Origin of the sequence: Gemmatimonas sp. (genome assembly GCF_041689975.1) — a bacterium.
Classification (GTDB): domain Bacteria; phylum Gemmatimonadota; class Gemmatimonadetes; order Gemmatimonadales; family Gemmatimonadaceae; genus Gemmatimonas.
Genome location: NZ_JBDNFF010000414.1, coordinates 1 through 6,224 on the forward strand (window position 1 = coordinate 1; position 6,224 = coordinate 6,224).

Here is a 6,224-nt window from a genome sequence, read left to right on the forward strand (position 1 = left end):
AATCAAACCTGATCGACCAACCCTGCGCGTTGCCGTTGCCCGCCAGCGACGGCGTTGGTTTGACGGACTGTGGGCCAATGCGGGTGAACCAGTCAACCTCAATACAGCTTGAAATCTTCTAATGGACAATCTCGGTTTAACAACGGAGGCGCATTTGGATCGCAACAGCATCGACTGGAAAGGCCCTTTCACCGCAATGATCACGCCGTTCCATGCGAACGGCGAAATCGACGAGTGCGGATTGCGCGACCACGTCGAGTTCCTGCTCGCGCACGGCATCCGCGGACTCGTGCCCAACGGGTGCACCGGAGAGTTTTGGGCGCAGACTCTGACCGAGAGAAAGCGCGTGGTCGAAATCGTGCAGAGCGCCGCAAAGGGCCGCGCTCCGGTGCTGGCCGGTGTGGGCGCCAGCGCCACGCGCGACGTGATCGAGCTCACCGAGCATGCGCATTCATTCGGCTGCGCAGGCGTGATGCTGATGGCGCCGTTCATGGTCCATCCGAAGAAGGAGGACCTCTTCCACCACTTCAAGGCGGTGTCGGATAGCGTGCCGATTCCGATCATGCTCTACAACAACCCGCAGGACGTCGGCAACGAGCTGACATTCGATCTCGTCGAGCGGCTAGCCGATCTCGAGTGGGTCGTCGCGATCAAGGACAGCACGTTCGACTACAACGTGTTCTGGAAAACGCAATGTGTGCTGGGCGAGCGCATCCGCGTGTTCATCGGTCCCTCGACGATGTTTGGCGCGCCCGCCGTGCAGATGGGCGCCGACGGCTGGGTGGATACGTACTCCAACCTGTGGCCCGAGCTGACCGTTGCTCTATACCACGCGGCCAATAGCGGCGACACATTGCGCACACGGCAGCTGCAGAAGACTGGCGCCGAGTTGCGCGGCTTCCTACTCCATCCCGAATGGAACATGTACTGCGCGATCAAGGCGGCGATGAACGAAGTCGGGCTGCCCGGCGGCTACCCGCGCCTGCCGCTGCGGCCGCTGACCAGCGCGCATCTCGAACGAATGCGGCGCGGCCTCGCCGAGTTCGGCGTGCCGCACGCAACGCGCGAAGTCTCGCTTACCCCATGATTACTACAAGGAGAAAACAGTGAAAACCCTGACGAAGAAAACCACGACTCAACAACCGGCCCTGGAACGCGCCAGACGTAGAGCGGCAGCGCTGGCGCTCGGCTGCATCGGACTCATCGGCGCGACTGCGGCGAGCGCCGCACCAAGTCCCACCATCGACGCAATCGTCAAACGCGGTGAGCTGCTGTGCAGCGGCGCTACGGTAAACTCGCATGGCTTCCAGGCCGTCGACGCGAGAGGCGTGTGGAGCGGCCTTGACGTCGATATTTGCAAGGCGCTCGCCATCTCGATCCTCGGTAGCGAGAAGAAGATGAAGCTGGTGCCGGTGAGCTTTGTCCAGCGCTTTCCGGCGCTGCAGGGCAGCCAGATCGACATCATCGTCAAGAGCACCGCGTGGAACCTCACGCGGAACACCGATCTGGGATTCATGTTCTCCACGCCGTATCTGTTCACTGGCGCAGCGATAATGGTCTACAAGTCGCTGGGCGTGACCAAGGGCACTGATCTCGACGGCGCGACGATCTGCACCAGCGCCGGCACCACGCTCGAAAAAGCGACGGCCGATTTCTTCATCAAGCACAACAAGAAATACAAGCTGCTCTCGTTCGATAGCGCCATCGAGCGTGACCAAGCCTATCTCGCGCGTCGCTGCGACGCAATAGTCAATGCGGTCGAACAGTTGTCGGCGGTGCGTACGTTCTCCGCGCCCAACGCGGCCGACCACGTCATCCTGCCCGACTCACTAGGCAAGGAAGTGCAGGCCGCCGTGGTGCGCCAGGGCGACGACAAGTTCCTCAACGTCGTCAACTGGACGATCTTCGCGCTGATCGAGGCCGAGGAGCTCGGCATCACAGCGGCCAACGTCACTGCGAAGAAATCCGACCCCGATCCGCGCGTGCAGAAACTGCTGGGCGTCTTGCCCGGTGTGGGCAAGAAGCTTGGCCTGCGCGAGACCTGGGCCTATGAAGTCATCAAGCAGCTGGGCAACTACGGCGAGATCTACTCGCGCAACCTCGGTGCCAATTCGGCGTTGAAGATCGATCCCCGTTACAACAAGCCGTGGTTCAAGGGCGGCGTGATGTACGCGCCGTCGTTCGACTAACATCGCGCACACAGGTCATTTCCAAGTACTGCCCGGACGGTAACGAGGCCTCTTCCAGAGACCGATGAAAGTGAATCGCTCGACCGTCCTCCAGATCCTCTTTGTCGTAGCGCTCGCGGCCGTGCTCGCCGGGATGGCGAATACCGCGCACGACAACCTCGTGCGGCAAGGCATCGCTACCGGCTTTGATTTCCTCGGCGATCGCACAGGCTGGGATGTCAGCGCGTCGATCCTGCCGCATGCCGCCTCCGACCCGTATTGGTGGACATTTGTCATCGGTCTGTCGAACACAATCGCGCTCTCGATCACCTGCATCGTGCTCGCAACGGCTGCTGGTTTAGTCCTGGCGCTCATGGGTGCCGGACGGAGCCGGATCCTGCGCGGTTTCACGCAGCTCTACATCAGCATGTTTCGCAACATCCCTCTGATCGTCCAGGTCTTCTTCTGGTATCACCTGACGCGGCAATTGCCGCCGGTGCGGCAGGCGGTTGAATTCCTCGGTTGCTGCTATGCGAGCAATCGCGGCATCTATATCCCGCGCCTCGGGCTCGACGCCGACTTTAACCTCGAATTCACGCTGCCGCGACTGCAAGGCTTCAACTTCGTCGACGGCGCCTACGTGTCGCCCGAATTCATGGCGTTGGCCGTGGCGCTCGTCGCGTATAACGTCGCGTTCGTCGCCGAGATCGTTAACTCGGGCATCCGCTCGGTGCCGCGCAACCAGCGCGAAGCGGCGCGCATCATCGGGCTGTCGGACGCACGTACATTCTGGCAGATCACCGTGCCGCAGGCGATTCGCGTCGCGGTGCCGCCGCTGATCAATCAATATATCTCGCTCACCAAGAGCAGCTCGCTCGCCATCGCGATTGGCTACACTGACCTCTTCTCGGTCGGCATCCTCGCGATCAACCACACGGGCCAGTCGTTCAACGTCGTCGCGGTGCTGATGCTCGTCTACCTCGTTATCAGCCTCGGCATCTCCGCGCTCGGCAATGCCTACAACCGCTCGGTCACGGCGCGGGGGATGCGATGAAGTTGCCTGCCGTTCGCGTGGCGCCGCGCGTGGGTGCCATCGGCTGGCTGCGCCGCCACGTTATCGCCACACCTCTCGATGCGGTGCTGGCATCGCTGATCGTCGCACTTGCGATCTACGCGGTGCCGAGCATCGTGCGCTGGGCGATCATCGACAGCGTGGTGCTCGCCGTTACGCCCGGCGCGTGCGCCGCGAGTGCCGGCGCCTGCTGGGCCGTCATCCACACCCACATTCGCGTCATCCTGTTCGGGCTTTACCCGTATGCCGAACAGTGGCGCGCCGGGATCGCGCTACTGGTGGTCGCCGTCGCGCTTGCCGCTACCTTCGTGCTCGGAGTGCGGCGGCTGCGTGCGGTCATTTCGCTGTGGGTTGCGGCCGCGATCGCATTCGTCGTGCTGATGGCGGGCGGCGTGTTCGGATTGCGGCCGGTGCCGACGGATACGTGGGGCGGATTGCCGCTGTCCATTTTCGTATTCATCGCGACGGTGCTCATCGGCTTCCCTCTGGCGATCGCGCTGGCATTAGGCCGTGGCTCGCAGCTGCCAGCCGTGCGCGTCGTGTGCACCGGCGCCATCGAGATCGTGCGCGCGCTGCCGATCCTCACGATCCTCTTCTGCGCGGCGATCGTGCTGCCGCTGGCGCTGCCGGGATGGCTCGATCCGGGCAAGATCTGGCGCGTCATCGCGGCGCTGGCGTTTTTCTACGCATGCTTTCAGGCCGAGATCATCCGCGGCGGCTTACAGGGCGTGCCCCCCGGCCAGCGGCTAGCTGCATTGAGCCTCGGGATGACGCTGCGGCAGACTCGCCTCGCGATCGAGTTGCCGCAGGCGCTGCGCTACACCGTGCCGGCGACGATCAACCAGATCGTGGTCGCACTCAAGGACACGTCGATGCTGCTGGTGGTGGGCCTGTTCGATTTCCTGGCCTCGGCCAATACCGCGATCTCGAAGGACGAATGGGCGCGCTATTTCGCCGAGCTATATTTGTTCGTGGCGTTCGTGTTTCTCGTGCTGGCCAGCGTGCTCACGGCGATGGAGCGGCGCTTTGTTGGGAGCGCGGAGCGTGGCTGAAGCGGCGGCAGTGACGGCGGTGATCTCGCTCGCGGGCGTCAATAAATGGTTTGCCGACTTCCACGTCTTGCGCGACATCGATCTCGTCGTGACGCGCGGCGAGCGCGTGGTGTTCTGGGGACCTTCGGGATCGGGCAAGACGACGTTGTTGCGGGCGTTGGCCGGAATCGAACCCGTGCAATCGGGCACAATGGTCATCGCAGGTACGATGAAGGCGGTTGGTGCGCTCGCCGCGCCCGCGCCGACTCCGGGAGTGGGTATGGTGTTCCAGAGCTCTGCGCTGTTCCTCAACCTCTGCGTGCTCGACAACCTCACGATCGGATTGCGCCATGTTCGGAAGCTTTCGAAGGGCGAGGCCGAAGTCGTCGCGTTGGACAACCTCGCGCGGATGCAGATGGCGACGTTCGCGTCGCGCTACCCAGGGCAATTGTCGGGTGGACAGCAGCAGCGCGTCGAGATCGCCCGGGCGTTGTGCATGGATCCGCAGATCATGCTGTTCGACGAGCCGACCGCGGCGCTCGATCCCGAGCTGAAGCACGAGGTGTTCGAGACTCTCCTGCGGCTAGCCGATGAGGGGCGCACGATCGTCGTCGCCACGCACGAGGAGGCGCTCGTTCATGCGCTTGCGCCGCGTATGGTGCTGATGGCGGACGGTGCGATCGTCGGCGAATCGGACGTCAAGCGTCATTTCGTAAGCGGCGTGGTGCAATGACCAACTCGGTGGCGCTGCGCGTCGACGATTCTGCGTTGCGCGCGGGACCGCGCGTCGCGTTCACGTTTGACGGCACGCCCCTCCACGGGTTGCAGGGCGAGACCATCGCTGCCGCGCTGGCGGCCGAGGGCATCGCCGCTCTCGGCGCGCGCCGCGACGGCACGCAGCGAGGACTCTGGTGCGGGATGGGCGTTTGCCAGGAGTGCATCGTCACGGTCGACGGCATGCCGAGCCGCCGCGCATGCATGACGCTGATCGCTGCCGGGATGGCGGTGACGACGCAGGGTTACGCGGTATCGTTGCCAGAGCCGAGCGCGCGGTCTACGTTTTCAACGCCGGCCGTGCAACAGCCGCAATTGCTCGTCGTCGGCGCCGGGCCGGCCGGGCTGGCGGCGGCGCGCGCCGCGGCGTTGTGCGGTGTCAAGGTCACTGTCATCGACGAGCGCGCCGCGCCCGGCGGCCAATACTTCAAACAGGTTGCAAAGAGTCACAATGTCGTCGCCGCAGAGCGCCTCGACGCGCAAGTCCGCGCCGGGCGCGACTTGATCGCGGAGGTCGAGCGACTCGGTGTGACCGTGTTGTGCGAGGCGACGCTCTGGGGGGCATTCGGCGCGAAAGAGCTCGCTGTCGCGATCGATGGCGTCCAGCACGTTTTTGCGCCGGACCGGCTGCTGGTGGCGCCTGGCGTTTACGAGCGCGGTGTGCCGGTGCCGGGATGGACGCTGCCGGGCTACATGACGACCGGCGCTGCGCAGACGCTGCTGCGCGCGTATCGCGTGCTCCCCGGCCGGCGCGTGCTGGTCGCCGGCAATGGGCCGCTCAATCTGCAGCTTGCGGCCGAACTTGTCGCCGCGGGCGTCGAGGTGGCGGCGGTGGTCGACGCGGCGGCCGCGCCGCGCCTGCGCGATATGGCCTCACTGTTGTGTGCGGTGGCGAGCGCTCCGGGACTTATTCGCGACGGGCTGCGCTATCGTGCCCGCCTGCGGCGTGCCGGCGTGCCGTTGATTCATTCGAGTGCGGTGATCGCCGCGCACGGCGAGGCACGCGTCGATGCCTGCACGGTGGCGCGCATCGACGCTGCGGGCCGGCCGATCGCGGGGACGTCGCGGCGTTACGCCGTCGATACCGTGTGTGCCGGCTACGGCTTTCTGCCCTCCAATGAGATTCCGCGCGCCCTCGGCTGCCGGCATGCGGTGCGCGATGCGCGCGGCACGCTGTCG

6 protein-coding genes are annotated in these 6,224 nt (G+C 64.6%); all 6 read left to right on the plus strand.

Annotation, left to right across the window (positions count from 1 at the left end; all coding sequences use genetic code 11):
* Positions 1–121 precede the first annotated feature (121 nt).
* A complete protein-coding gene (locus ACESNG_RS23405) occupies positions 122–1,087 on the plus strand; it encodes a dihydrodipicolinate synthase family protein (RefSeq protein WP_373071127.1) in 966 nt (321 codons plus the stop codon).
* Between the two features lie 19 nt (positions 1,088–1,106).
* Positions 1,107–2,189: a transporter substrate-binding domain-containing protein gene (locus ACESNG_RS23410; RefSeq protein ID WP_373064644.1), complete on the plus strand. Its 1,083-nt coding sequence runs from the start codon at positions 1,107–1,109 to the stop codon at positions 2,187–2,189.
* 64 nt (positions 2,190–2,253) lie between these two features.
* Entirely contained in the window at positions 2,254–3,222 is a 969-nt protein-coding gene (locus ACESNG_RS23415) for an ABC transporter permease subunit (protein ID WP_373064642.1), read from the plus strand.
* Between the two features lie 17 nt (positions 3,223–3,239).
* Positions 3,240–4,292 carry an amino acid ABC transporter permease gene (locus ACESNG_RS23420; RefSeq protein WP_373064640.1) on the plus strand — a complete coding sequence of 351 codons (1,053 nt, stop codon included), beginning with the start codon at positions 3,240–3,242 and terminating at the stop codon, positions 4,290–4,292.
* Positions 4,285–5,004: an amino acid ABC transporter ATP-binding protein gene (locus tag ACESNG_RS23425; RefSeq protein WP_373064638.1), complete on the plus strand. Its 720-nt coding sequence runs from the start codon at positions 4,285–4,287 to the stop codon at positions 5,002–5,004. The genes ACESNG_RS23420 and ACESNG_RS23425 overlap by 8 nt, the downstream gene beginning before the upstream one ends.
* A partial coding sequence (locus ACESNG_RS23430) for a 2Fe-2S iron-sulfur cluster-binding protein (RefSeq protein WP_373071129.1) occupies positions 5,001–6,224 on the plus strand: 1,224 nt, incomplete at its 3' end. The genes ACESNG_RS23425 and ACESNG_RS23430, both read left to right, overlap by 4 nt.